Origin of the sequence: Streptomyces kurssanovii (assembly GCF_040677245.1) — a bacterium.
GTDB classification, from domain to species: Bacteria; Actinomycetota; Actinomycetes; order Streptomycetales; family Streptomycetaceae; genus Streptomyces; species Streptomyces kurssanovii.
Map to the genome: position 1 here is coordinate 12,316 of NZ_JBFAQK010000032.1, position 22,923 is coordinate 35,238.

25 protein-coding genes are annotated in these 22,923 nt (G+C 71.7%); 10 read left to right on the forward strand and 15 right to left on the reverse strand.

The window, feature by feature from the left end; translation table 11 throughout:
• Positions 1 to 7: 7 nt before the first annotated feature.
• Entirely contained in the window at positions 8 to 646 is a 639-nt protein-coding gene (locus tag AB0K36_RS21900; protein ID WP_364596913.1) for a DUF6758 family protein, read from the reverse strand.
• A gap of 281 nt (positions 647 to 927) precedes the next feature.
• Positions 928 to 1,524: a suppressor of fused domain protein gene (locus AB0K36_RS21905; protein WP_364596916.1), complete on the reverse strand. Its 597-nt coding sequence runs from the start codon at positions 1,522 to 1,524 to the stop codon at positions 928 to 930.
• Positions 1,525 to 1,974: 450 nt separating this feature from the next.
• On the opposite strand from AB0K36_RS21905, the gene AB0K36_RS21910 reads away from it, so the two are divergent.
• Together AB0K36_RS21910 and AB0K36_RS21915 are read left to right on the forward strand one after the other, a co-directional pair.
• Complete coding sequence (locus AB0K36_RS21910) at positions 1,975 to 3,090, forward strand: magnesium and cobalt transport protein CorA (RefSeq protein ID WP_189466173.1); 1,116 nt, start codon at positions 1,975 to 1,977, stop codon at positions 3,088 to 3,090.
• Between the two features lie 28 nt (positions 3,091 to 3,118).
• Positions 3,119 to 3,631 carry a hypothetical protein gene (locus AB0K36_RS21915; RefSeq protein ID WP_189466175.1) on the forward strand — a complete coding sequence of 171 codons (513 nt, stop codon included), beginning with the start codon at positions 3,119 to 3,121 and terminating at the stop codon, positions 3,629 to 3,631.
• Positions 3,632 to 3,726: 95 nt separating this feature from the next.
• Here the strand turns inward: AB0K36_RS21915 and AB0K36_RS21920 are convergent, their stop codons facing one another.
• Positions 3,727 to 4,503 carry a hypothetical protein gene (locus AB0K36_RS21920; RefSeq protein WP_364596919.1) on the reverse strand — a complete coding sequence of 259 codons (777 nt, stop codon included), beginning with the start codon at positions 4,501 to 4,503 and terminating at the stop codon, positions 3,727 to 3,729.
• Positions 4,504 to 4,686: 183 nt separating this feature from the next.
• Here AB0K36_RS21920 and AB0K36_RS21925 point away from each other — a divergent pair, with 183 nt between their 5' ends.
• The 3 genes from AB0K36_RS21925 to AB0K36_RS21935 are packed head-to-tail and all read left to right on the forward strand — an operon-like array spanning position 4,687 to position 7,711.
• On the forward strand, positions 4,687 to 5,949 hold the full coding sequence (locus tag AB0K36_RS21925) for a magnesium transporter MgtE N-terminal domain-containing protein (protein WP_364596922.1): 1,263 nt from the start codon (positions 4,687 to 4,689) through the stop codon (positions 5,947 to 5,949).
• On the forward strand, positions 5,942 to 6,535 hold the full coding sequence (locus tag AB0K36_RS21930; RefSeq protein WP_364596925.1) for a DUF1003 domain-containing protein: 594 nt from the start codon (positions 5,942 to 5,944) through the stop codon (positions 6,533 to 6,535). Before AB0K36_RS21925 ends, AB0K36_RS21930 begins: the two co-directional genes overlap by 8 nt.
• Positions 6,536 to 6,577: 42 nt before the next feature.
• On the forward strand, positions 6,578 to 7,711 hold the full coding sequence (locus AB0K36_RS21935) for an Mrp/NBP35 family ATP-binding protein (protein ID WP_364596928.1): 1,134 nt from the start codon (positions 6,578 to 6,580) through the stop codon (positions 7,709 to 7,711).
• Positions 7,712 to 7,831: 120 nt separating this feature from the next.
• Here AB0K36_RS21935 and AB0K36_RS21940 read toward each other — a convergent pair whose 3' ends face one another.
• From AB0K36_RS21940 to sigE, 5 genes are all read right to left on the reverse strand, one after another.
• A complete protein-coding gene (locus AB0K36_RS21940; protein WP_229834707.1) occupies positions 7,832 to 8,527 on the reverse strand; it encodes a hypothetical protein in 696 nt (231 codons plus the stop codon).
• A gap of 118 nt (positions 8,528 to 8,645) precedes the next feature.
• Entirely contained in the window at positions 8,646 to 9,107 is a 462-nt protein-coding gene (locus tag AB0K36_RS21945) for a sec-independent translocase (protein ID WP_364596932.1), read from the reverse strand.
• A gap of 138 nt (positions 9,108 to 9,245) precedes the next feature.
• Positions 9,246 to 11,144 carry a S1C family serine protease gene (locus AB0K36_RS21950; RefSeq protein ID WP_364596935.1) on the reverse strand — a complete coding sequence of 633 codons (1,899 nt, stop codon included), beginning with the start codon at positions 11,142 to 11,144 and terminating at the stop codon, positions 9,246 to 9,248.
• Between the two features lie 120 nt (positions 11,145 to 11,264).
• Positions 11,265 to 12,212, reverse strand: coding sequence for an anti-sigma factor family protein (locus tag AB0K36_RS21955; protein WP_364596938.1), 948 nt, complete (start codon positions 12,210 to 12,212; stop codon positions 11,265 to 11,267).
• Positions 12,209 to 12,979, reverse strand: a complete 771-nt coding sequence (gene sigE / locus AB0K36_RS21960) for an RNA polymerase sigma factor SigE (protein ID WP_182327991.1) — start codon at positions 12,977 to 12,979, stop codon at positions 12,209 to 12,211. Before sigE ends, AB0K36_RS21955 begins: the two co-directional genes overlap by 4 nt.
• A gap of 131 nt (positions 12,980 to 13,110) precedes the next feature.
• Here sigE and AB0K36_RS21965 point away from each other — a divergent pair, with 131 nt between their 5' ends.
• Entirely contained in the window at positions 13,111 to 13,788 is a 678-nt protein-coding gene (locus AB0K36_RS21965; protein WP_078535486.1) for an O-methyltransferase, read from the forward strand.
• Between the two features lie 208 nt (positions 13,789 to 13,996).
• On the opposite strand, the gene AB0K36_RS21970 is transcribed toward AB0K36_RS21965, so the two are convergent.
• Entirely contained in the window at positions 13,997 to 14,164 is a 168-nt protein-coding gene (locus AB0K36_RS21970) for a DUF3117 domain-containing protein (RefSeq protein ID WP_003966491.1), read from the reverse strand.
• A gap of 312 nt (positions 14,165 to 14,476) precedes the next feature.
• On the opposite strand from AB0K36_RS21970, the gene chcB reads away from it, so the two are divergent.
• Positions 14,477 to 15,277, forward strand: coding sequence for a 2-cyclohexenylcarbonyl CoA isomerase (gene chcB, locus AB0K36_RS21975; RefSeq protein WP_364596941.1), 801 nt, complete (start codon positions 14,477 to 14,479; stop codon positions 15,275 to 15,277).
• A gap of 21 nt (positions 15,278 to 15,298) precedes the next feature.
• Here chcB and AB0K36_RS21980 read toward each other — a convergent pair whose 3' ends face one another.
• Positions 15,299 to 15,883: a DNA-3-methyladenine glycosylase I gene (locus AB0K36_RS21980; RefSeq protein WP_364597019.1), complete on the reverse strand. Its 585-nt coding sequence runs from the start codon at positions 15,881 to 15,883 to the stop codon at positions 15,299 to 15,301.
• A gap of 5 nt (positions 15,884 to 15,888) precedes the next feature.
• Positions 15,889 to 16,242, reverse strand: a complete 354-nt coding sequence (locus tag AB0K36_RS21985; RefSeq protein WP_189466195.1) for a DivIVA domain-containing protein — start codon at positions 16,240 to 16,242, stop codon at positions 15,889 to 15,891.
• A 133-nt stretch (positions 16,243 to 16,375) separates the two neighbouring features.
• Here AB0K36_RS21985 and folP point away from each other — a divergent pair, with 133 nt between their 5' ends.
• Entirely contained in the window at positions 16,376 to 17,236 is an 861-nt protein-coding gene (folP, locus tag AB0K36_RS21990) for a dihydropteroate synthase (protein WP_307708136.1), read from the forward strand.
• A 116-nt stretch (positions 17,237 to 17,352) separates the two neighbouring features.
• Here folP and AB0K36_RS21995 read toward each other — a convergent pair whose 3' ends face one another.
• Positions 17,353 to 18,102, reverse strand: coding sequence for an LOG family protein (locus tag AB0K36_RS21995; RefSeq protein ID WP_189466198.1), 750 nt, complete (start codon positions 18,100 to 18,102; stop codon positions 17,353 to 17,355).
• A 97-nt stretch (positions 18,103 to 18,199) separates the two neighbouring features.
• Positions 18,200 to 19,279 carry a succinyl-diaminopimelate desuccinylase gene (gene dapE / locus AB0K36_RS22000; RefSeq protein WP_364596946.1) on the reverse strand — a complete coding sequence of 360 codons (1,080 nt, stop codon included), beginning with the start codon at positions 19,277 to 19,279 and terminating at the stop codon, positions 18,200 to 18,202.
• 83 nt (positions 19,280 to 19,362) lie between these two features.
• Between dapE and AB0K36_RS22005 the strand changes: the two genes are divergently transcribed.
• Together AB0K36_RS22005 and AB0K36_RS22010 are read left to right on the forward strand one after the other, a co-directional pair.
• Positions 19,363 to 20,319 carry a VldE C-terminal domain-containing protein gene (locus AB0K36_RS22005; RefSeq protein ID WP_364596949.1) on the forward strand — a complete coding sequence of 319 codons (957 nt, stop codon included), beginning with the start codon at positions 19,363 to 19,365 and terminating at the stop codon, positions 20,317 to 20,319.
• Positions 20,320 to 20,614: 295 nt separating this feature from the next.
• On the forward strand, positions 20,615 to 21,040 hold the full coding sequence (locus tag AB0K36_RS22010; protein WP_364596952.1) for an ATP-binding protein: 426 nt from the start codon (positions 20,615 to 20,617) through the stop codon (positions 21,038 to 21,040).
• Positions 21,041 to 21,256: 216 nt separating this feature from the next.
• Here AB0K36_RS22010 and dapC read toward each other — a convergent pair whose 3' ends face one another.
• Positions 21,257 to 22,351 (reverse strand): succinyldiaminopimelate transaminase, encoded by a 1,095-nt coding sequence (gene dapC, locus AB0K36_RS22015; protein WP_364596955.1) that lies wholly within the window; start codon positions 22,349 to 22,351, stop codon positions 21,257 to 21,259.
• Between the two features lie 207 nt (positions 22,352 to 22,558).
• Positions 22,559 to 22,879, reverse strand: a complete 321-nt coding sequence (fdxA, locus tag AB0K36_RS22020) for a ferredoxin (RefSeq protein ID WP_003985062.1) — start codon at positions 22,877 to 22,879, stop codon at positions 22,559 to 22,561.
• Positions 22,880 to 22,923: the final 44 nt, after the last annotated feature.

Here is a 22,923-nt window from a genome sequence, read left to right on the forward strand (position 1 = left end):
CGGCCCGCTACGAGAGGAGTCTCGGCGACAGGGCCCCGCACGGCAGCAGTTCGACCTCCGCGCCCGCGTCCCGCAGGTCCGTGAGCACCAGCTCGTCGTACATCAGCAGTCCTGACTGCTCCGGCCAGACCACGGCCCAGAGCCAGAGGCCCCGCGCTTCGCCGGCGAAGACCGCCCGGTCGTCCGGGGCGCCCTTGACGTGCCACAGCGGGGTGGGCCGGCCGGCGGCGAGCACCTTGGCCTGCGGCGGTCTGTCCACCTCGATGTGCGGCCCGGGATCCGGCCCGTCGATACCGGCGTAACGGGAACCGAGGCCGACGCCCAGCTCCTCGGCGATCAACAGCAGCTCTCCGATGCCGCCGAGCGGCCCGGGCCCGGAACACGCGACGGCCGTCGCCCGGCCGCCGCTGCGATCGTCGCCCGCATAGGCGACGCCGGTGTAGAGCCAGCCGACCGGGAGCGGCCAGGGCATCCACACGGGGACCTGCGCGCGGTGCACGACGACACCGAGGGCCTCGACACTGGGCGGGATCACCGGCTGCAGCGGGTGCACGGCGCCGTGCACATCGCACTGCCAGGAGTCGGCAAAGAGACCGGGCGCCCTCACCCGGCCACCGCACTTCGGGCAACTGGGTTCGCCCCTCATAAGGGTCAACGGTCCTCTCCGGTGGACGCCGCGTCAAGGACGATCACCCGTCCGGAGCGCGCCTGTGGCCCGGTGGAAATAAATGTACAGATCACCTATCAGGCCATGTGACGTCCTGCCGGTGCCCAACGGCCCGGCCGGGCGGAAGTCACCCGATCGGAGCAACGACCCGCGCTCCGAGCGAGCCGGACGGACGAGGTGCGGCGCGCGCCCCGAGGGATGAACTGAAACCGCGTCACACGCCCGCCTCTCCGCCAACCTCCCTGAACCCGCCGGGTGGTTCAGTCCAGCGGCACGGACCGGCGCAGCGGATCGCGCAGGTCCGTCCCGTGCGTCAGCCAGCGTTCCTGGAGTTCCGCCGCACCGTGCACCCGCTTCCACGCCGCCTCGTTCGACGTCATGGGCAGCAGTGGGAGGAAGCGCACCGGGTCCATCGGGTCACCGAGCTCGAGGTCCTCCACCAGCCCGCCCGGCTCCGCGACGAGCACGGAGCTGAACGGCGCGGAGGGCCACAGGGCGTCCCCCACGTCGAGAGAGGCGCCCGGCGCCACGACCACGCCCTCCACCTGCGGGGACGCGGCCAGCACCGCGAGCGGACGCAGCACCTTGTCGGTGTCCGCCAGGCCGGCCCGCACGGTCAGCACCAGCTCGGCGCGGGGGCCCTTCACCGGATCGGCGAGGGCGGCGGTGGGGTCGGTCATCGGGTGGGCGGACATGCCGAGAGTGGCGTAGCGCACGATGTCCTTGTCACCGTCACGGTCCCGGAAACGCAGCACCTCGATGCGGTCGGTGCCCAGGAAGGTCACCGCGGCGCGGGCGTCCGGTTCCCCGAGGGCGCTGCGCAGCCGGGCTTCGACAAGAGCAAGAACGTCTTCCATGTCGCGAGCATAAAACGCGTAAGGAGCGGGCAAACACAGGGATTGACCCGTAGTCGGCTGATAGGCTTGGCCGCTGGTCGGGACGGACACAGAAGTGTTGCCTTCAAGTCCTGACGACACGTCGTCCCTCACGGGGGACCGGCCGGAGGAGGTGAGGCTGCGGTGGATCGAAGTCGATCGTGCAGTACCAGCAGCTCTTCCGCACGGCACCGTTCCCTTCGCCGGTCCTGACCCGACGAACCGGATTTCGGTGTACTGAGGCCTTTCCCGCACGGGGCCCCACGGCTTTTCGCACGACGGAAGAGCGCGAGCACTTCGTTTTTGCCTGTCTGTAGCGAACGCCGTCACCGCGCTCCCGCGGTGCCGCCCGCTTTGCGGACGTACGACTCACGTCCCCATTCCGGGCTGTGCCACGCCACCGCCGACGGCCTCTCCGTGAAGGAGCCAGCCATGTCGATGATCCGTGACCTGCGCGCAGCGGTCCGCCCCTCGCTGCGCAAGAGCAGCACCCCGTACAGCGGCTACGACACCACCCGTGACCCCTCCGCCTCCAGCGCGGTCGTCGACTGCGCCGTCTACCGTGACGGCCGGCGCCTGGAGAGCACCGCGTGCCTGACACCCCACGAGGCGATGCTGCGGGTGCGGGAGGGCGGCGGCTTCGCCTGGATCGGACTGCACGAGCCGACGGAGGCCGAATTCGCCGGTATCGCCGCGGAGTTCGGGCTCCACCCGCTGGCCGTCGAGGACGCCGTCCACGCCCACCAGCGGCCCAAGCTGGAGCGGTACGACGACACCCTGTTCACCGTCTTCAAGACGATCCACTACGTCGAGCACGCGGAGCTGACCGCCACCAGCGAGGTCGTGGAGACCGGTGAGGTGATGTGCTTCACCGGCCGGGACTTCGTCATCACGGTGCGGCACGGCGGCAAGGGCTCGCTGCGCGCGCTGCGGCACGGGCTGCAGAAGGACGCCGAGCTGCTCGCCAAGGGCCCGTCGGCGGTGCTGCACGCCATCGCCGACCATGTCGTCGACGGCTACATCGCGGTCGCGGAGGCCGTGCAGGACGACATCGACGAGGTGGAGATCGACGTCTTCTCGGCGCCCGCCAAGGGCAGCCCGCGCGGCGGCGACGCGGGGCGGATCTACCAGCTCAAGCGCGAGGTGCTGGAGTTCAAGCGCGCCGTCTCGCCGCTGCTGCGTCCGATGCAGCTGCTGAGCGAGCGGCCCATGCGGCTCGTGGACCCCGACATCCAGAAGTACTTCCGCGACGTCGCCGACCACCTCGCACGGGTACAGGAGGAGGTCATCGGCTTCGACGAGCTGCTGAACTCCATCCTCCAGGCCAACCTGGCCCAGGCGACCGTCGCCCAGAACGAGGACATGCGCAAGATCACCTCATGGGCGGCGATCATCGCCGTCCCCACGGCGGTCTGCGGGATCTACGGCATGAACTTCGATCACATGCCGGAGCTGAGGTGGAAGTACGGCTACCCCCTGGTACTCACGGGCATCGCGGTGGTCTGTTTCGCCATCCACCGCACGCTCAAGCGCAACGGCTGGCTGTAGTACGGGAGCCGGTGGATAGGCTGCCCGCATGACATCGCATCTGCTCGGCCGGGCGCTCGTCGAGGAGGCCACCAAGAAGTCGGGCCTCATCTGGGTGCGTGGCGACGGCCCCGCGCGTGCCCTGTGGCACGTCTGGCACGAGGGAGCCGCGTACATCGTCGGCGACGGGCCCGGCGAGCAGCCGCTGCCGGGTCTCGTGGACGGCGCGGAGGCGGAGGTCACCGTCCGCAGCAAGGACAAGGGCGGCAGGCTCGTCGCCTGGTCGGCCCGGGTGAGCGAACTCGCCCCGCACTCACAGGCGTGGGATGCCGCCGTAGGCGAGCTCAAGGGCAAGCGGCTGAACGCGCCGGACGCGGAACGGATGACCGAGCGCTGGGCGCGTGAATGCCGGGTGCTGCGCCTCGAGCCGCGGGACGCGGTCACCGACCTGCCCGACGGCTCGCTGGCGGCCGCGCCGCTGCCGACCGCCGCGACGACCCGCCGGCCTGCTCCGGCGGCACTGCCGAGGCTGCTGCTGAAGCGGCGCAAGCGCCGCGGCTGATCCGTCCGCTCAGGTCCAGGACCTGAGCGGCGATCACGCCCCGCGGGCCGAGCGTCAAAGAGCTCCGCGCGAAGGTCAGGAGCTCTGCTCGGAGGTCAGGAGCTCTGCTCGGAGGACTTCGGGAGCTGCTTGCCGTAGTCGACCGTCTCGTCCTTCGAGGGTTCCGCCAGCGGGAAGTCCTTGTCCCAGTCGCCCAGCGTGAGCACTCCCGCGCCGCCGGCCCGGGTGAACTGCAGGGGGTACGGCTTGCCCTCCAGCGACACGTCGAGGACACCGCCCCGGCCGCCCTCGCCGGCCGTGACCTTGATGGTGCGCACCCCGCCGACGCGGGTCCGGTCGCCCTTGCTGAGCTTGCCCTCCATCCCGAGCAGCCCGTCGAGCAGCACGTCCATGTCGGTGAAGCCGCGGAACTGCTTGTACGAAGGGTCGCCCTTGGGGACCTTCACGTACTTGTCGGCGAGCTTCTTCGCCGCCTCGAGGTCCGAGTCGCTCGGCTCCTTCTCCTCGTCACCGTCGGCGTGGCTCCAGAATCCGGCGTCGGCCTTGAGGAAGAGGGTGTCGCCGATCCTCATCAGCTCGAAGGCGTTCTCCTTGGACGTGAGCGAGCCGGTGCCGCCGTCGTGCTTGAGCCGCATGTTCAGCTTGTAGGTCCCGCCCTTGCTGACGAGGGTGCCCGAGAGGCGGACGGAGGCCGCGGCGTCGGCCGCCGTCCGCGCCTTGGTCTCGATCTCCTCCGCCGACAGCTTCCCGATCCCGTTCGTCCCCGCGTCGGGATCCTCACCGCACGCACCGAGGGCCATGGTCAGCCCGGCACACAGCACCGCGGAGAGCCCGGCACGGCGCACTCGGCCGGCCGGAGGGAGGGGAGTCACAAGCGCACTGCCTCTCATCTGTGGGGAATGGCAGACCGCAGCGTACCCGTGCCCGGTGCACGGGTAAGCAGGCAGCCGTACGGCCGTCGGCCAGGAGCGTCCCGGATCGGTACCGGCTAGCCTGAAACGGTCCGGAACCAGCATTCCGGCGCAGAAGTGACCGGCTGTGGAGGAGGGGCGAACATGGCGGCAGGCGCCCCGCGGGTCTTCGTCTCGCACCTCGCCGGCGTGCCCGTCTTCGACCCCAACGGTGACCAGGTGGGGCGCGTACGCGACCTGGTCGCGATGCTGCGCGTCGGCCGCCGCCCGCCGCGGCTGCTGGGCCTGGTGGTCGAGGTGATCAGCCGCCGCCGGATCTTCCTCCCCATGACGCGGGTGACGGGCATCGAGTCGGGCCAGGTCATCACCACCGGTGTCCTCAACGTCCGCCGCTTCGAGCAGCGTCCCACCGAGCGGCTGGTGCTGGGCGAGCTCCTGGACCGGCGGGTACGTCTCGTGGAGAGCGGCGAGGAGGTCACCGTGCTCGACGTGGCGATCCAGCAGCTGCCGGCCCGCCGCGACTGGGAGATCGACAAGGTCTTCGTGCGCCGGGGCAAGGGCGGGGCGCTGCGCCGCAAGGGCGAGACGCTGACCCTCGAGTGGTCCGCCGTCACCGGCTTCTCGCTCGAGGAGCACGGACAGGGCGCGGAGAACCTGCTGGCCACCTTCGAGCAGCTGCGTCCGGCCGACCTTGCCAATGTGCTGCACCATCTGTCGCCCAAGCGGCGTGCCGAGGTGGCCGCGGCGCTCGACGACGACCGGCTCGCCGATGTGCTGGAGGAACTGCCCGACGACGACCAGGTGGAGATCCTCGGCAAGCTCAAGGAGGAACGGGCGGCCGACGTCCTGGAGGCCATGGACCCGGACGACGCCGCCGACCTGCTGTCCGAGCTGCCGGAGGCGGACAAGGAACGGCTGCTGACCCTGATGCGGCCCGACGACGCCGCGGACGTACGGCGGCTGATGGCGTACGAGGAGCGCACCGCGGGCGGTCTGATGACGACCGAGCCGATCGTGCTGCGCCCCGACGCCACGGTGGCCGACGCGCTGGCACGGGTGCGCCAGCAGGACCTCTCCCCCGCGCTCGCGGCTCAGGTGTACGTGTGCCGGCCGCCCGACGAGACGCCGACGGGGAAGTACCTGGGGACGGTGCACTTCCAGCGGCTGCTGCGGGACCCGCCGTTCGCTCTGGTCAGCTCGATCGTGGACAGCGACCTGCCGCCGCTGTCGCCGGACACCCCGCTGCGGACCGTCACCCAGCACCTCGCCGCCTACAACATGGTGGCGGCGCCGGTCGTCGACGAGGGCGGGTCGTTGCTGGGCGCCGTGACGGTCGACGACGTACTGGACCACCTGCTGCCGGACGACTGGCGCGAGACCGAGTTCGAGGAATCCGCCCATGGGTAGCGGCGAGACGGGGCCGCCCGACCGGTTCGAGCAGCAGGGCCGCATGCCGGCGGGAGCGAGCGCCGCCCCGCGGACCCGGGTGCGGCTCGACCTGCCGCGGGCACCGCGCCGCAGTCTGCTGCCCGACTACGACCCGGAGGCCTTCGGGCGTCTCTCCGAGAAGATCGCACGGTTCCTCGGGACGGGCCGCTTCCTCGTCTGGATGACCCTGACGATCATCGCCTGGGTGGTGTGGAACGTCAGCGCCCCCGCCCAGCTGCGCTTCGACGAGTACCCGTTCATCTTCCTGACCCTCGCGCTGTCGCTCCAGGCGTCGTACGCGGCGCCGCTGATCCTGCTGGCGCAGAACCGGCAGGACGACCGCGACCGGGTCAATCTGGAGCAGGACCGCAAGCAGAACGAGCGCTCGATCGCGGACACGGAGTACCTGACCCGGGAGGTCGCGGCGCTGCGGATGGGCCTCGGCGAGGTGCCGACGCGGGACTGGATCCGCTCCGAGCTGGAGGATCTGGTGCGGGCGATGGACGAGCAGCGGGTCCCGTCCCCGCACGAGCGCGCACGCGGTAGTGACGAAGACGACCGCTGACGACCTTTCCGCAGGCGGTGGCCGGAGCCGTACCATCTCCGTATGGCTACGGAAGACGCGGTGCTTGAGGCACTGGCGACGGTGAACGACCCCGAGATCAACCGACCGATCACCGACCTGGGCATGGTGAAGTCGGTCGACATCGGGGACGACGGCACGGTCGCCGTCACGGTGTACCTCACCGTCTCGGGCTGCCCGATGCGCGAGACGATCACCAAGAACGTGACCGAGGCGGTCGCACGCGTCGAAGGCGTCTCGCGGGTCGAGGTCACGCTGGACGTGATGAGCGACGAGCAGCGCAAGGACCTCGCGGCGTCGCTGCGGGGCACCACCGCCGAGCGCGAGGTGCCGTTCGCCAAGCCGGGTTCGCTGACGCGTGTGTACGCGGTGGCGTCCGGAAAGGGCGGCGTCGGCAAGTCGTCCGTGACCGTGAACCTGGCGGCGGCCATGGCGGCGGACGGGCTGAAGGTCGGCGTCGTCGACGCGGACATCTACGGTCACAGCGTGCCGCGCATGCTGGGTGCGGACGGGCGTCCGACCCAGGTCGAGAACATGATCATGCCGCCGTCCGCGAACGGCGTGAAGGTCATCTCCATCGGCATGTTCACGCCCGGCAACGCGCCCGTGGTGTGGCGCGGCCCGATGCTCCACCGGGCGCTGCAGCAGTTCCTCGCCGACGTGTACTGGGGCGACCTGGACGTCCTGCTGCTCGACCTCCCGCCGGGCACGGGCGACATCGCGATCTCCGTCGCCCAGCTCGTCCCCAACGCGGAGATCCTCGTCGTCACCACTCCGCAGCAGGCCGCCGCCGAGGTGGCCGAGCGGGCCGGTTCCATCGCGGTGCAGACGCACCAGAAGATCGTGGGTGTCGTCGAGAACATGTCGGGCCTGCCGTGCCCGCACTGCGACGAGATGGTCGACGTCTTCGGCAGCGGCGGCGGCCAGCGGGTCGCCGAGGGCCTGACGAGGACGACCGGCGCGACGGTGCCGGTGCTGGGCTCGATCCCGATCGACGTACGGCTCCGCGAGGGCGGCGACGAGGGCAAGCCGGTCGTCATCACCGACCCGGACTCCCCCGCGGGTTCGGCGCTGCGCGCGATCGCGGGCAAGCTCGGGGGCCGTCAGCGCGGCCTGTCGGGCATGTCGCTGGGCATCACACCCCGCAACAAGTTCTGACCGGAGGGGCACTCGCCCTCACCGGCACCGAGGGCGCCGCTCGCTCGAGCGGCGCCCTCGGTCCGTCTTCGGGTCCGTACGGCCCGTGGGGCACGTACGGCGGTCGTCCCGCCCAGTGGGTCAGCGCACGTACGCGGCCGGGTTGGCGACCACCGCGAACCCCAGGCCGTACGCGCTCATCCCGCGCCCGTACGCGCCGATGTGGACTCCCGCCCCGGTCGTGCCGGCCAGCACCCAGCCGAACTCCGACTCGCGGTAGTGGAAGGACGTCGGCACCCCGTCCACCGGCAGCGAGAGGGTCGACCACTCGGGGCCGGTCAGATCGTCCGCCAGCTCGAACGCGGTCTCCGTCTGCTGGTCGAGCCAGTCGTCACGCAGCGAGTGGTCGAGCTTCTCCGGCCAGGTGTGGGCCAGCAGGCCGGAGCCGGCCAGCCAGGCGGCCGAGGAGACCGTGGTGGCCTCCAGCACGCCCGTGCCGTCGCCGGTGCGCCTGACCGGGTTCGCCGCGACGGTCACCACGACGGCGAAACGCTCCTTCTCGGTGCCTGCCGTCTCGGACCGTATCGTCGGCTCGTCGCCGTGACCGATCGCGCCGTGCTGGACCGTCCCGTCGGCGGCGGTGCCCACCTGCATCAGGCGCCGGGGGCCGGTGAAGGCCTCGTCCAGCGCGTACCAGGGGAAGGCGGCGTTCTTGAATCCCTCCGCCGCACGCCGGGCAGCCGTGTCCCCCTGCGCCGTGCGGGATCTGTAGCCGCTCTGGTCCGGCGTTTCCCCAGCCGTCCCCTGCTGCTCCGTCACCCGGCTCGTCGTCGACATGTACCCGGCCGCCTCTCCGTCTTTCACACCTGCAGCGGACCCGCCCCCCTCGGGCGTCCTCACTGCCGGACAGATGGAGAATAGCCACCCTGTCCCCGCTCGCAGGGATTGACAGTCCTCAGGTGGCGTCTGCGTCGAACGGCGGGCGGTCGTCGCGGGCGGGCTTCTCGCCCTTCTTGAGCAGGTCGGGGCCGCCTGAGGAGGAACCGTTCACCGCGGCGGGCACGGAACCGTCCGACACACCGGAATGCTCCGTTCCGTTGACGGCGTCGGCGACCTCGTTGATCTCCTTCTTGAGATCGAAGCTGCTGCGGAGCTCCTTGAGATCCTTCAGATCCTCGTTCTCCGCGAGCTGCTTGCGGATGAACGCCTTCGGGTTCAGGTCCTCGAACTCGAAGTCCTTGAACTCGGGCCCGAGCTCGCTGCGGATGTCCTCCTTCGCGCTCTCGGAGAACGCGCGGACCTTCCGGATGAAGCGGCTGGCGTCCTGGATGACCTTCGGCAGCTTGTCCGGGCCGAAGATGAGCACGGCGAGAACCACGAGCGCCACCAGCTCCAGTGCGCCTATGTCATTGAACACCTTGCTGCTCCTCGTGTTCTCCGTGCCCGCTGCGTGGCCCGTGCCCGCCACGGTCCGCGGACCGGCCGGAATCCGGGTCCGGTCCACGGTACCCGGCGAAACTGTCGGCCCGGTACCTTCCGGGCAGCGCCGAGATGGTCATGAGCTGTCCGCGGAGCCGAGCACGAGCGTCACCGTCCGCTCGTCCCCGCCGCGACGCAGCGTCAGCTCCAGCTCGTCACCCGGGCGGTGCGCGCGGATCTTCACGATCAGCTCCTCGCCGCTGTGCACCCGCCGGCCGTCGACCTCGGTGATGACATCGCCCGGCCTGACGCCCGCCTCGGCGGCGGGACCGTCCGGCGTGACGGCGGGGGAGCCGTCCTGGCCCTTGTCACCGACGCGGGCCCCGTCACCGGCGAACTTCATGTCGAGGCTGACCCCGATCACCGGATGCGTGGCCTTGCCGGTGTTGATCAGCTCCTCCGCGACGCGCTTGCCCTGGTTGATGGGAATCGCGAAGCCGAGCCCGATGGAGCCCGCCTGGGCCCCGTCGGTGCCGGCACCGGTGTCCGCGGCACGGATGGCGCTGTTGATCCCGATGACCTGGGCCTTGCCGTCCACGAGCGGGCCGCCCGAATTGCCGGGGTTTATCGGTGCGTCGGTCTGCAGGGCGTCGACGTAGCTGATGTCGCTGCCGTCGCCCTTGTCGCCGCCGGCGGTGATCGGCCGCTCCTTGGCGCTGATGATTCCCGAGGTGACCGTGTTCTGGAGGTCGAACGGTGCACCGATGGCGACGACGGGGTCGCCGACCCGGACGTTGTCGGAGTTGCCCAGCGGCAGCGGCTTCAGGCCGCTGACCCCGGTCACCTTGACCACGGCCAGGTCGTAGCCGCTGTCCTTGCCGACGAGGGTGGCCTTGGCCGTCTCGCCGCCGCTGAAGGTGATCGAGATGTCGCCGGAGGCGCCGGCCGGGTCGACGACATGGTGGTTGGTGAGGATGTGGCCCTGTTCGTCGAGCACGAAGCCGGTGCCGGTGCCCTGTTCCGCGTCGCCGCTGACGTGCAGGGTGACGACGCTCGGCAGGGCGCTCGCGGCGATGCCGGCGACGCTGTCGGGGGCCCGGTCGGCGCTCTCCCGGCCGGCCTGCGGAAGCTCGATCCGGGTCACACCGCCGTTGCGCTCCACATAGGCGCCGATCACACCGCCGGTACCGCCCGCGACGAGCGCCACGACGAGGGCACCGATCAGCAGCGGGCCGCGCCGGCGCCTGCGGGGGGCGGCCGGCTCCCCCGGGTGGGTGAGCGGCGCTCCCGGCGCGCTCCACGGGTCGTACTGGAGCCAGACGGAGGACAGCGGCTGCGGTCGCTCCGGGGCGGAAGGCGGACCGGCCAGGGTGGGCGGGGCCGGCGGCGCCGCCGGGTCGGGCTGTGGATGCGGCGGGTGCGGAAGCGAGGGCTGGTGCTGCTGGTCCGGGTGGGGTTGCGGATGCGGATGCGCGTAGCCGCCGCTCCCGGTGCCTGCCGTCGCGTACTGGGCGGGCAGCGGCGTGCCGTGGGCCGGTGTCGCCACCGGGCGCTGCACGGGAGGGGCGGGCGCCCAGGGGCCGGGTCCGCCGTACGGCGGGGTGCCGTACGGATCGGGGTCGTGCAGCGGCTGGGGCCTCGGGGTCGCGGCGACCGCCGCGGCGGCCGGCGTGGGCACCGTGACGTCGACCGGCTCAGGCACCTCCACGGACGCCGGGGCGGGCACCGTGGCCTCCACCGGCCCGGACAGCTCGGAGGACGCGGGCGCGGGCACCGTGGCCTGCCCGGGCACCTCCAAGGACGCCGGCGCGGGCGTCCCGGCGGGCGCCTGGTCCGTCACCTGGTCCGGCTGCGCGTGCGTCCGGGCGTCCGCCCGGTCCGTTTCCGGGGACGGTGACGCGTCCGCCGATGAAGCGTCCCGGGCCCCGGGAGCCTCTTCCGGCGCGTGCGCCTCCTGCCCGGAGGGGACCGCGCGCCCCTTGTCGGGGCGGCTCCACCACTTCGCCTTGGGTCCGGTGGGCTTCCCGTCGTCCATGCTCTCCCCGCAAACTGCCGGCCGCTGCGGCGCCCCCGCGGGCACCCGCTGAGATTCAACCAGGTTTGCGAATCCGTGCGCAGGGTCCTGGTCGGGTCCTGCTCAGGTGCCCGGTGCCGGTCAGTGCGAAGGCGGCGGGACAGGCTGCGACGGGGCAGCCAGATGCCTGGGCACCGGAGTGGCCACAGGACCGATCGCCGGGGCGGCGGCCAACTGCAGAGGTGCTGCCGTCGGACGTATCAGCGGCGTCGTCGAGGAGGCGTGGGCCAGCGGCGAGACACCGAGGTGACGGTTGAGCGCCTGACCCGCGGGCTCGCCGGGCACCGCGGCGATCACCGGCCCGGAGCCGGGCCTGGTCTGGCCGCTCCCGCCCCGGCGCCGGTCGCCCTCCGTGCCGCGGAACGCGGTGGCACCGCCACCGGATCCCGGGGTCGTGGTGTTCGCGGCGGTCGTCGGCGCCGCGGTGCGCAGCGGTGTCACCTTGTTGCCGCCGCCCTGCCCGCGCGCACCGGAGTCACCGGAGGCGTCGAGCGGAACGGCACCGCCCAGGGCGATGGCGGCGAAGGACACGGCGCTGGCCGCCGCGAAGGCGAACCGCCTGCCGCGCCACGGCGAGCGCTCAGCTTCCGCGCGGCCGACCTCGTGGATCCGGAAGCCGCTGCCGCCACCGGGCAGAACGGCCGCGTGGGCCCCGCCGGGGACGTAGCCGAACGTCTCCCCGCGAGGGTCGCGCGGTCTTCCCGCGGACGGGTTCAGCGCTCCGAACACCCCGCCGGCGGCACGTCCGCCGCCGAAGGGGCCGGGCTCGTCGTCGTCGCCGGGTGCGCCGGGGCCCGCGGGCAGCCCCTGGAGCCGCGCGAGCAGCCCCTCGGAGAGCGGCGGCGGTGCGGCCTGGGCAAAGACGTTCTTGAGGCGGCGCTGAGCATCGGCCTCGGCCTTGCATCTCGGACACGTCGCCAGGTGCGCGAGGACCCGGTCCCGGGCATCGTGCTCCAGCTCACCGTCGACGAGTGCGGCCAGCCGGTCCCCGAGATGCTGTTCCGCAGGAGTCGGACCTGTGCCGCTCACGCCGGTCCACCCTCCCCCGCCAGGCCCACGGCACCCGCCAGTGAGCGCTGCTGTTCGGCACGCGCCTCCGGTGAACGGTGCTGCAGTGCCTTGCGCAGGTGGGAGCGGCCGCGGTGGATGCGGCTGCGGACGGTGCCGAGCTTCACGCCCAGGGTCGCGGCGATCTCCTCGTACGACAGGCCCTCGATGTCACAGAGCACCACGGCGGCGCGGAACTCGGGCGCGAGGGTGTCCAGCGCATGCTGCACGTCCGCGTCGAAGTGGCTGTCGTTGAAGACCTGCTGCGGCGACGGCTCCCGGCTGGGGAGACGCTCCGCCGCGTCGTCGCCGAGGGCGTCGAAGCGGATCCGCTGCTTGCGGCGGACCATGTCCAGGAAGAGGTTCGTGGTGATCCGGTGGAGCCAGCCCTCGAAGGTGCCGGGCGTGTACGTCGACAGGGAGCGGAAGACACGGACGAAGACCTCTTGCGTGAGGTCCTCCGCGTCGTGCTGGTTACCCGTCAGGCGGTACGCGAGGCGGTAGACCCGTGCGCTGTGCGTGCTGACGATCTCCTCCCACGTGGGAGGGGTCCAGGCCTGCGATTCCGCATCCGATGCGAAGGTCGCCGTGGTGACGGAGTCGGAGGGCGTAGAACGGTCAGCAGTGTTGGTCACGGATTTCGGCTCACCCACCGACCTGAGAAGGCGCCTCAGCACTCCTCCCCGATCCGCAGGTGCAGCCGCACCTCCCCTGTCGGCTCTGGTGGTGTCCAGCGGAGCCCCTACCATAGCCACCTCGCCCGTTAGCTCCGGATAAGAATCTTTACGTGGATTTGGAACCGGCATCCGGGCCCGCGTCCACGCGCTTCCCTCTGCCTCAACAACGACCGGTCCCATCTGCGGGTTCCCGGGTCCAGCGGATACAGTCAGCGTCGCGCCAACTACGGGGACAGGAGAGGGTCATCACCGCCAACCAGCAGACGAGCTGGGCGTTCGCCGACGCCTTTGTCGCCGAGGACGACGCTCTGCGCTGGGCCCGGGACCGGGCCCGGGAGTCAGGGCTGCCCTCGGTGTCCCCGGGCACCGGCGCCGCCCTGCGACTGCTGGCCGCGACCGCCGACGCGAAAGCGGTGGCCGAGATCGGGACCGGGACGGGAGTCTCGGGCATCTACCTGCTGCACGGCATGCGCCCGGACGGCGTCCTGACCACGGTGGACCTCGAGCCGGAACGCCAGCAGTTCGCCCGGGAGGCCTTCCGCGCGGCCGGCTTCGCCGGGAACCGCGCCCGCTTCATCCCCGGCCGCGCGCTCGACGTCCTGCCGCGGCTCGCGGACGGCGGATACGACCTCGTGTTCTGCGACGGCGACCGCACCGAGTCCCTCGACTACCTCGCTGAATCGTTGCGCCTGCTGAGGCCGGGCGGACTCGTCTGCTTCGAGGGCGTGTTCGCCGACGGCCGTACGGTCGACTCCGCCGCTCAGCCGGCGGAGGTCCTCCGGGTGCGTGAGCTGCTGCGGGCGGTCCGCGAGAGCCATGAACTCCTGCCGACGCTGCTGCCGGTGGGCGACGGACTCCTCTGCGCGGTCCGCCGCGCCTGAGCCGGCACCCGGCGAGGTTTTCCGGAGCTCCGCCTCCGTACCCCCGCGCCCGGGGAACGGGGGCCGGGTCCGCCGCACCCCCTGGAACATACGTGCCGGGTCCGCCGCACCCCCTGGAACACGTACCGCCCCCGAAAACACGTACCGCCCCCGAAACACACACTGCCCCGGCACGAACCGTGCCGGGGCAGTGGAAAATCAGGGCGCGTCAGCCGACGACCTTCTTCAGGGCGTCACCGAGTGCATCGGCTTCGTCCGGAGTCAGTTCGACGACAAGCCGACCGCCGCCTTCGAGCGGAACGCGCATGACGATGCCCCGCCCCTCCTTTGTCACCTCGAGCGGGCCGTCGCCCGTCCGCGGCTTCATGGCCGCCATGCTCGTTCCCCTTCCTGAAACCAGCTCATCGCAGCCGGCGGCCCCGTGAGAGGTGCTGTGTCACCGGCATCGAACACATTGCTTCCAGGTCATTATCCCGCATGGCGGGACCCAAAGACCAACATCAGTCGGCATCGCTTGCGCAACGCGCTCTCTCAAAACCACCCAATTCGGCGATGTGCCTGCGATACTTCGCCGCCGCTCCCCAGGCGCCCCACGGAGTTTGTTTGACGCAGGTCACATGTGCACACCCGATGATCTCCGTCATGCTGGCCTCGACACTGCCGTCAGAACCACCAAAGGGGACCCGCCATGGCCGACTCCGTGCTGTACGACGTGAACGACGGACTCGCGACGATCACGATCAACCGGCCCGAGGCCATGAACGCGATGAACGTCGACGCTAAGGTCGCTCTGCGCGACGCCGTGCAGGCCGCGGCCGCCGACACGGCGGTACGCGCGGTGCTGCTGACCGCGACCGGGAAGGCCTTCTGCGTCGGGCAGGACCTCAAGGAGCACGTGTCTCTCCTCGCGGCCGACCGTGAGTCCGGCAGCGGCGGGACCATGAGCACCGTGCGCGAGCACTACAACCCGATCGTCCGGGCGCTGACCGGGATGCAGAAGCCGGTCGTCGCCGGGGTCAACGGCGTGGCCGCCGGCGCCGGCCTCGGGTTCGCGCTGGCCGCCGACTACCGGGTCGTCGCCGACACGGCCAAGTTCACGACCTCCTTCGCCGGTGTGGCGCTCACCGCCGACTCCGGCGTGTCCTGGACGCTGCCGCGCCTGATCGGGCAGAGCCGCGCCGCCGACCTGCTGCTCTTCCCCCGCTCGTTCTCCGCGCAGGAGGCGTACGACTGGGGCATCGCGAACAAGCTAGTCCCGGCGGACGAGCTGGCCGCGGAGGCCGCCGCCGTGGCCCGCGCGCTGGCCGACGGGCCCACGCTCGCCTACGCAGCGCTGAAGGAGTCGATGGCCTACGGCGCGGACCGTTCGCTGAGCGAGGCGCTGGACAAGGAGGAGGAGCTGCAGGCGAAGGCGGGCGCCTCCGAGGACCACGCGATCGCGGTGCAGGCGTTCCTGGCCAAGGAGACACCCAAGTACCTCGGCCGCTGAGCCCGTCCGGCCTGCGTGGCGTCAGCGGCCGCCGCCGCGCGCCACGCAGTCGGCGAGGTGATCGTCGACGAGCCCGCAGGCCTGCATCAGGGCGTACGCGGTCGTCGGGCCCACGAAGCGCAGGCCGCGCTTCTTGAGCGCCTTGGCCAGAGCGGTGGACTCGTCGGTGACGGCCGGCACGTCGGCGATCGTGCGGGGTGCGGACCGCGCCGGGCCGGGCGCGAACGACCAGATCAGGTCGTCGAGCTCGCCGGCGGGCCAGTCGGCGAGCACCCGCGCGTTGGCCAGGGTCGCCCGGATCTTGGCGCGGTTGCGGATGATGCCGGGGTCGGCGAGCAGGCGCTCCTCGTCGGCCTCGGTGAAGGCGGCCACCGAGGAGATCTTGAAGCCGTCGAAGGCGCTGCGGAAGCCTTCCCTGCGGCGCAGGATCGTGATCCAGGACAGCCCGGACTGGAAGGCCTCGAGGCAGAGCCTTTCGAACAGGGCGTCGTCGCCGTGGACCGGGCGGCCCCACTCCTCGTCGTGGTACGTGACGTAGTCGGCGGTGGACAGCCCCCAGGGGCACCGGAGCCCGCCGTCCGGTCCGGGCACGGCGGCGCCGGTCACCACGGTCACCGGCCCGGCTCCTCTCCGGGCTTGGTGAACATGTCCTGCCTGCCCACCGCGGTGGCCTGGGCCCCGGCGAGCGCGGACTCCAGGTCGGCGATGCGCGCGTCCCGCTCGGCGAGCTCCGCGCCGAGGCGGCCGAGCACCTCGTCCACGTCCGCCATCCGGTAGCCGCGCAGGCCGACGGGGAGGCGGAGGGCTTCGACGTCGGCACGGCCGACGGGGCGCCCGGGCGGCAGCGGGTCCACCAGCTGCTCCGGAGGGGCCTCCGGCAGTGCCGCGCTGTCACTGCCGCCGACCACCGCGAGCGTGACCGCCGCGATGACCACGACCATCGCGATCAGCAAGAACCAGAACACGATCGACCCTCTCCCCGAACTTCCCGTACGTCCCCGGGGAACTTACCCGAGCGGAAAACCGTCCACCGCTGATCGTGCCACGGGGCACCGACAGCTAGGGTCGCAGGCGAACGACCTGAGGAGGAAACAGCGGATGCTGCGGCTGGGACGGCGCGAGTTCGACGCGCACGAGCCGGTGATCATGGCGATCGTGAACCGGACGCCCGACTCCTTCTACGACCAGGGCGCGACGTTCCGGGACGAACCCGCCCTGTCCCGCGTCGAGCAGGCGGTGGCCGAGGGCGCCGCCATCATCGACATCGGCGGGGTGAAGGCCGGACCCGGCGAGGAGGTGTCCGCCGAGGAGGAGGCGCGGCGCACGGTCGGCTTCGTCGCCGAGGTGCGGCGACGCCACCCGGACGTGGTGATCAGCGTCGACACCTGGCGCCACGACGTGGGCGCGGCGGTCTGCGAGGCGGGCGCCGATGTGCTGAACGACGCGTGGGGCGGCGTGGACCCGAAGCTGGCGGAGGTCGCCGCGCGGTACGGGGCCGGTCTGGTGTGCACCCACGCGGGCGGCGCCGAACCGCGCACGCGTCCGCACCGGGTGGCGTACGACGACGTCATGGCGGACATCCTCCGCGTGACGCTCGCGCTGGCGGAGCGGGCGGTCGGGCTCGGCGTCCGCCGGGACGGGATCATGATCGATCCCGGTCATGACTTCGGCAAGAACACCCGGCACAGCCTGGAGGCGACCCGCCGGCTCGGGGAGATGACGGAGACCGGCTGGCCGGTGCTGGTGTCCTTGTCGAACAAGGACTTCGTCGGCGAGACCCTCGACAAGCCGGTCAAGGAGCGGGTGCTGGGCACCCTGGCGACCACGGCGGTGTCCGCCTGGCTGGGCGCGCAGGTCTACCGCGTGCACGAGGTGGCGGAGACCAAGCAGGTCCTGGACATGGTGGCCTCGATCGCGGGCCACCGCCCGCCGGCGGTCGCCCGTCGCGGTCTCGCCTGAGAGCCCCGGCCGGAGGCACGACCGGAGCCGGACGCGCACGAGGCCCGGTCGGGGACGGCGCGGCCAGGGGACGGCCCCGGACGCTCGTCCGGGGCCCCCGCAGCGGCTGCGTGCGGCTACCTGCCCGTCTCCTTGGAGACCATGGCCACCGCCTCCTCCACGTCGTCCGTGACGTGGAAGAGCAGCAGGTCCTTCTCCGATGCCTTGCCCTGGGCGATGACGGTGTCGCGCAGCCAGTCGACCAGGCCGCTCCAGTAGTCCGTACCGAAGAGCACGATCGGAAAGCGCGTCACCTTGCGGGTCTGGACGAGGGTCAGCGCCTCGAACAGTTCGTCCAGCGTGCCGAGTCCGCCCGGCAGCACCACGAAGCCCTGCGCGTACTTCACGAACATCGTCTTGCGGACGAAGAAGTAGCGGAAGTTCACCCCGATGTCGACGTGCGGGTTGATGCCCTGCTCGAAGGGCAGCTCGATGCCGAGGCCGACCGAGATCCCCTTGGCCTCGCTCGCGCCCTTGTTCGCGGCCTCCATGACTCCGGGACCGCCGCCGGTGATCACCGCGAAGCCCGCCTTGGCCAGCGCCCTGCCGAGCTCGACGCCCACCTCGTACTCGGGTGTGCCGGCCGGGGTACGGGCGGAACCGAAGACGCTGATGGCACTGGGCAGTTCGGCGAGGGCGCCGAAGCCCTCGACGAACTCGGACTGGATGCGCATGACCCGCCACGGGTCGGTGTGCACCCACTGGGAGTCGCCCTCGGTGTCGAGCAGCCGCTGATCGGTGGTGCCCGGCCGGATCTGTTCCCTGCGGCGCAGTACCGGTCCCAGCCGCTGCTCCTCCAGCGCCCGCAATCCCTCGGGGTTGCTCATGACCTGCTCCCTCCGCCGAACATCATCTGCTTTGGCTCAGGGTAGGTCGGCCGACGTGACGAATGGCGAAATCGGGGCGATCCACCAGGATGCGATGTCAGGAAGTGAGCCACTCACGCAGCCGGTCCTCGCAGTGCGTGATCTTGTCCACGGCGACGTGTTCGTCCCGCTTGTGGGCGAAGAGCGCGTCGCCGGGGCCGTAGTTGACCGCGGGCACTCCCAGGGCGCTGAAGCGTGAGACGTCCGTCCAGCCGAACTTGGGCTGCGCGGTGCCGCCCACCGCCTCCATGAACGCGGCGGCGGCGGGGTGCGACAGACCGGGCAGGGCCCCGCCGGTGTGGTCGTCCACCACGATCTCGCTCACACCGCAGTCGGCGAACACCTCGCGGACATGCTCCTCGGCCTCGGCCATGCTGCGGTCGGGGGCGTAGCGGTAGTTGACCACCACGGTGCATTCGTCGGGGATGACGTTGGTGGCCACACCTCCCTCGATGCCGACGGCGTTGAGGCCCTCCCGGTACTCCAGCCCGTCGATGACCGGCCGGCGCGGCTCGTACGACGCGAGGCGGGTCAGGATCGGGACGGCGGCGTGAATGGCGTTGGACCCCATCCAGCTGCGCGCGGAGTGTGCCCGCTCCCCCTTCGTGCGCAGGTGGACCCGGAGCGTCCCCTGGCAGCCGCCCTCGACCTGGGCGTCGGAGGGCTCCAGCAGGACCGCGAAGTCTCCGACGAGCCAGTCCGGGTGGGCCTCTGCCACATGCCCCAGTCCGTTGAGGTGTGCGGCTACCTCTTCGTTGTCGTAGAAGACGAAGGTGAGGTCACGGTTGGGCTCCGGGACGGTAGCGGCGATCCGCAGCTGGACGGCGACGCCCGACTTCATGTCACTGGTGCCGCAGCCCCACAGGATGCCGTCGCCGTCGAGCCGCGAGGGCACGTTGTCGGCGATCGGGACCGTGTCGATGTGCCCCGCCAGCACGACGCGCTCGGAGCGGCCGAGGCGGGTCCTGGCCACGACGTTGTTCCCGTGCCGGTCGACGGTGAGGTGCGGCAGCCCGCGCAGCGCTTCCTCGATGGCGTCGGCGAGGGGCTTCTCGGTGCCGCTGACCGACGGGAAGTCGACCAGGGCTGCGGTGAGCGCGGGTGCGTCGAGGGTGAGGTCAAGCGCGGTCTCAGGCATGGCTCCGACGATAAGCGGTCGGCGGCGGGTCCTGACCGGCACACCCCCCGGGGGCGCTCCGGGGGCTCCAGTACGGTGGGCGGGTGTCCGAGACCGCCTCTCCCGTCCGGCGCGGCCGCCTCTTGCGCTTCGCGGCCGCGTCCCTCGTGCTGCTGGCCCTCATCGGTTACGTCGCGGTGCAGTACGTCACCGGCGGCGGGCCCCCGCGCTGTGTCGTCCGTACGGCCGAGGGCGACGGCCCGTCGTACGAGCTGACGGCCGAGATGGCGGGGAACGCCGCGACGATCTCCGCTGTGGGCACGACCCGTGGGATGCCGGAGCGGGCGGTGACGATCGCGCTGGCGACCGCGCTCCAGGAGTCGGCGCTGCGCAACATCGAGCACGGCGACCGGGACTCCCTCGGCCTGTTCCAGCAGCGCCCTTCGCAGGGATGGGGGACGCCCGAGCAGATCCTGGACCCCGTCTACGCCTCGGGGAAGTTCTACGACGGTCTGGCCGAGGTGCCCGGATACTCCCGGCTGCCGCTCACGGTGGCCGCGCAGCGCGTCCAGCGCAGCGGTTTCCCGCAGGCGTACGCGAAGCACGAGCCGGACGCCGCGCTGCTGGCCGCGGCCCTCACCGGCCGGGCCTCCGCGACCCTGACCTGCGACGTGAAGAGCGGCGGCGGGCCGGGCGACCCGGCGCGGATCCGGACCGAGCTGACGCGGGCCTTCGGGCCAGAGGTGCTGCCGAAGGGCGGCAGCGGCCGGGGGCGCGCGGGCGACGCGGCCTCGCGTGAGGTGTCCGTTCCCGTGCAGGCGACGGTCGGCTCGGCAGAGACGGACGGCGGCACCGGCGCGCACGGCGGCGGCCGCGGCCGGGGCGGCGAGCGCGGCTGGGAGCTCGCGCACTGGGCGGTGGCCCGGGCCGAAGAGCTGCGCATCGAGGAGGTCTCGTACGCGGGCCGGGTGTGGAGCGCCGAGGAGTCGGAAGAGGGCTGGCGTCCGGCGGGCGACGAGGACAGCGGCACGGACGACGTACGCATCCGCATCGCACGCTAGTTCACCGCCTCCCTCGAACGAGGCAGTCCGTTCCCCTCCGGGACACCCTCTTCCGGGCACCGGACCACCCCAGGACGAGCACGCCGATTCCCCTTGAAAGCAACGGGAAGTGACGGTTCGCCAGGTGCCTTCACTATGCAGCGTTTGACCGTTTTTATCCGAGAACGATAATGCGACGCATTACCAACTCTTTACCTTGGGTCACCGCAACTTCCCCCCCGCTCCCCCCGGTTGTCAGGACGTCCGAACGCCGGACACGCAGCATTCCGAACGTCCTCTCGTCTCAAGGAGCATCATGTCCCTCCCCCTGACCCGTCGGATCGCCCGTGCCGCGCTGCTCATCGCGGCGGGAGCAGCTCCCGTGGTCGGTGCGGCCGGCTCCGCGGGCGCCGTTGAACTCCCGCAGGCCCCGGTCGGCGGCCTCTCCGCCCTCGACGCGGACAACGTCGACTCCACGGTCGACGGTGTCTCGAAGGAGACCACCAAGGTGGCCGGCCAGGTCGGCGGCAAGACCGCGGAGAAGGCCGCCCCGGTGGCGACCAAGACCGTCGGCAAGGCGGCCAAGACGGCCACGCCGGTCGCCACGAAGGCCGCCGGTGACACCACCGGGCAGGCGGGCGACCTGGTCGGCGGCGCCGGCGAGGGCGGCCTGCCGACCGACTCGCTGACCGGCGGGGGCCTGCCCACCGGTGCGCTGGGCGGCGGCCTGCCGATCGGCTGACACACGGCACACCTGCGCGGGAAGGGCCCGGGAGCTGCTGCTCCCGGGCCCTTCCCGTGCGGTGACCGGACCGTGCGGTGCCGGACCGCGCCCGTGGCCGGGCCCTTTCGTATCCGGACCGTGCGGTGCCGGACCGCGCGGTGACCGGACCGTGCCCGCGACCGGACCGTGCCGTGCCGTGACCGGACCGCGACCGTGGCCGCGTGAGACCTGCGCTCAGCCGAGACGCTTGACCGCCGCCTCGACGCGCTCGTCGGTCGCGGTGAACGCCACGCGCACGAAACGCTCGCCCGCCTCCCCGTAGAAGTCGCCGGGCGCGACCAGGATGCCCAGACCGGCCAGGTACGCGACCGTGTCCCAGCACGGCTCGTCGCGGGTGGCCCACAGGTAGAGGCTGGCCTCGCTGTGCTCGATCCGGAAGCCGTGCGACTCCAGCGCCGTCCGCAGGGCCGTGCGCCGGGCCGCGTACCTGGCGCGCTGCTCGGTGACGTGCGTGTCGTCGCCGAGCGCGGCGACCGTGGCGGCCTGGACGGGGGCGGGGGTCATCATGCCGCCGTGCTTGCGGATCTTCAGCAGCTCGCCGAGCACGTCCGCGTCGCCCGCGACGAAGGCGGCGCGGTAGCCGGCCAGGTTGGAGCGCTTGGAGAGCGAGTGGACGGCCACCACGCCCGTGTACGAGCCGCCACAGACGTCCGGGTGCAGGACGGAGACCGGCTCGGCCTCCCAGCCCAGCTCCAGGTAGCACTCGTCACTGAGGACCAGCACGTCGTGCTCGCGCGCCCAGGCGACGATCCGGGTCAGCTCGTCCTTGTCCAGCACCCGTCCGGTCGGGTTGGACGGCGAGTTGAGCCAGAGCAGCCGGAGGCCCGCCGGGTCGAGCTCGGTCGGGTCGTCGTAGACGACGGGCGTCGCGCCGCAGAGCCTCGCACCGACCTCGTACGTGGGGTAGGCGAGACGCGGGTAGGCGATCCGGTCACCGGCGCCCAGGCCAAGCTGCGTCGGCAGCCAGGCCACCAGCTCCTTCGAACCGACGACCGGCAGGACGTTGGTGTGCGCCACGTTCGCCGCGCCGAGCCGGCGCTCGACCCAGGACACGAGCGCGTCGCGGAGCGCGGGCGTGCCCCAGACCGTCGGGTAGCCCGGCGAGTCGGCGGCCGCCACGAGGGCCTTCCTGATCAGCTCGGGCACGGGGTCGACCGGGGTGCCGACGGAGAGGTCCACGATGCCGTCGGGGTGGGCCGCGGCCGTGGCCTTGTAGGGCTCGAGCTTGTCCCAGGGGAAGACGGGGAGTCGCGAGGAGACTGCGGGCACGGCGGCGCTCACTTTCGGGTACGGGCGTCGTTTCCGGCTTCGGTCACGGCGTCGGACGGCGGGGTCGCACACGGTTTCCGGCGACGGCCGGGCGTGTCGGCCGGATACGCCGGCCGAGTGCGTCGCCCGGCGTGTCGGCCGCTTCGTCAAACGCCTCGGTCCCGTACGGACGACGAACCGTACGGGACCGGGGACATGCGGACGGGATCAGCCGTTCTGCGGCGGCAGGGCGGCGATGAAGGGGTGGTCACGCTCGATCAGGCCGAGCTTGGAAGCGCCACCGGGCGAACCGAGCTCGTCGAAGAACTCGACGTTCGCCTTGTAGTAGTCCTTCCACTCCTCGGGAGTGTCGTCCTCGTAGAAGATCGCCTCGACCGGGCAGACCGGCTCACAAGCACCACAGTCGACGCATTCGTCCGGGTGGATGTACAAGGACCGGGAGCCCTCGTAGATGCAGTCGACGGGGCACTCCTCGATGCACGCCTTGTCCTTGACGTCGACACAAGGCTGCGCGATGACGTAGGTCACGCTGTCGTTCCTCCTCGATAAGGGCTGGCTTGCGCGGGAGCGCG

Excerpts from the sequence above, each read along its gene's own strand:
- AB0K36_RS21900 (WP_364596913.1), bottom strand. The coding sequence starts at position 646 with ATGAGGGGCGAACCCAGTTGCCCGAAGTGCGGTGGCCGGGTGAGGGCG.
- AB0K36_RS21905 (WP_364596916.1), bottom strand. The coding sequence starts at position 1,524 with ATGGAAGACGTTCTTGCTCTTGTCGAAGCCCGGCTGCGCAGCGCCCTC.
- AB0K36_RS21910 (WP_189466173.1), top strand. The coding sequence starts at position 1,975 with ATGTCGATGATCCGTGACCTGCGCGCAGCGGTCCGCCCCTCGCTGCGC.
- AB0K36_RS21915 (WP_189466175.1), top strand. The coding sequence starts at position 3,119 with ATGACATCGCATCTGCTCGGCCGGGCGCTCGTCGAGGAGGCCACCAAG.
- AB0K36_RS21925 (WP_364596922.1), top strand. The coding sequence starts at position 4,687 with ATGGCGGCAGGCGCCCCGCGGGTCTTCGTCTCGCACCTCGCCGGCGTG.
- AB0K36_RS21930 (WP_364596925.1), top strand. The coding sequence starts at position 5,942 with ATGGGTAGCGGCGAGACGGGGCCGCCCGACCGGTTCGAGCAGCAGGGC.
- AB0K36_RS21935 (WP_364596928.1), top strand. The coding sequence starts at position 6,578 with ATGGCTACGGAAGACGCGGTGCTTGAGGCACTGGCGACGGTGAACGAC.
- AB0K36_RS21940 (WP_229834707.1), bottom strand. The coding sequence starts at position 8,527 with ATGTCGACGACGAGCCGGGTGACGGAGCAGCAGGGGACGGCTGGGGAA.
- AB0K36_RS21950 (WP_364596935.1), bottom strand. The coding sequence starts at position 11,144 with ATGGACGACGGGAAGCCCACCGGACCCAAGGCGAAGTGGTGGAGCCGC.
- sigE (WP_182327991.1), bottom strand. The coding sequence starts at position 12,979 with ATGGTAGGGGCTCCGCTGGACACCACCAGAGCCGACAGGGGAGGTGCG.
- AB0K36_RS21970 (WP_003966491.1), bottom strand. The coding sequence starts at position 14,164 with ATGGCGGCCATGAAGCCGCGGACGGGCGACGGCCCGCTCGAGGTGACA.
- chcB (WP_364596941.1), top strand. The coding sequence starts at position 14,477 with ATGGCCGACTCCGTGCTGTACGACGTGAACGACGGACTCGCGACGATC.
- folP (WP_307708136.1), top strand. The coding sequence starts at position 16,376 with ATGCTGCGGCTGGGACGGCGCGAGTTCGACGCGCACGAGCCGGTGATC.
- AB0K36_RS21995 (WP_189466198.1), bottom strand. The coding sequence starts at position 18,102 with ATGAGCAACCCCGAGGGATTGCGGGCGCTGGAGGAGCAGCGGCTGGGA.
- dapE (WP_364596946.1), bottom strand. The coding sequence starts at position 19,279 with ATGCCTGAGACCGCGCTTGACCTCACCCTCGACGCACCCGCGCTCACC.
- AB0K36_RS22010 (WP_364596952.1), top strand. The coding sequence starts at position 20,615 with ATGTCCCTCCCCCTGACCCGTCGGATCGCCCGTGCCGCGCTGCTCATC.